This is a genomic window from Staphylococcus sp. EG-SA-15, from assembly GCF_017151895.1.
Lineage (GTDB): Bacteria > Bacillota > Bacilli > Staphylococcales > Staphylococcaceae > Staphylococcus > Staphylococcus aureus.
Genome location: NZ_JACVZN010000128.1, coordinates 1 through 249, shown reverse-complemented (window position 1 = coordinate 249; position 249 = coordinate 1). Strand labels below are relative to the sequence as shown.

Here is a 249-nt window from a genome sequence, read left to right as displayed (position 1 = left end):
CCAGCAAATAAATCTAAAAAAGATTGTTCATTTCCTTGAACATGTCTATCCAATAATTTCTTTATTTCGTGTAATAGTGATATCTTCGAGCCGATATAACGCATTTTCGCATCCTCTTTCATCCATGCTTAATTACCTCTACTTTTTAAATAACTTTTTTGGATATCGTGTAAGTAATGCTTTACTTCACTTTGATTATATTTCTTGAAGTATGATGGATAGTAATCAGACATATCTTCAAATAAATAA

At 28.9% G+C, this 249-nt stretch carries 1 pseudogene; it reads right to left on the bottom strand.

What is annotated here, in order from left to right:
• Nucleotides 1–128 precede the first annotated feature (128 nt).
• Nucleotides 129–249, bottom strand: a pseudogene (locus IDG64_RS14675) (heptaprenyl pyrophosphate synthase subunit A); the annotation flags it as partial.